Source organism: Pseudomonas helleri (genome assembly GCF_009600315.1).
GTDB classification, from domain to species: Bacteria; Pseudomonadota; Gammaproteobacteria; order Pseudomonadales; family Pseudomonadaceae; genus Aquipseudomonas; species Aquipseudomonas helleri_A.
In genome coordinates this window covers 1-452 of record NZ_WIWC01000114.1, presented here as the reverse complement: position 1 = coordinate 452, position 452 = coordinate 1, and the positions used below count along the sequence as shown (strand labels likewise).

The following is a 452-nucleotide window of genomic DNA, read 5'->3' as shown; positions in this document are numbered from 1 at the left end:
CGGCCTGACTGCCACTGGACAACATCTTTGTGCAGAGCGCGCCGTCATCGAATGTCGTTTAACCAAAGCACCCGAGCCATGCCCCAAGTGCGGGGCTGCTGGTGTTTCACGCGGTACTGTCGATAGGCATCTTGCTCACACACCTTACGGACAACGACCAACCAGATTGCTGCTGCGTATCCGTCGCTGGCGTTGTGCTTGCGGCTGTTTCTGGCATGAAGATACAAACAGTGCAGCACCTCCACGTTCAAAGCTTTCATATGGGGCGATACGCTGGGCATTAGCTGCCATCGTGCTGGATCATCTGTCGGTATCTCGTGTTGCGAGCCAGCTTGATGTTGCATGGCACACCGCTAATAATGCCATTATCAACGAAGGACGGCGCCTGCTTTTTAATGACTCGACACGTTGTGCAGGGGTGCCCCTGATGTCTATTGATGAGCATGTTTCGC

General features: G+C 54.2%; 1 pseudogene. It reads left to right on the top strand.

What is annotated here, in order from left to right:
- Positions 1–452: pseudogene (locus GHN86_RS23085) on the top strand (ISL3 family transposase); the annotation flags it as partial.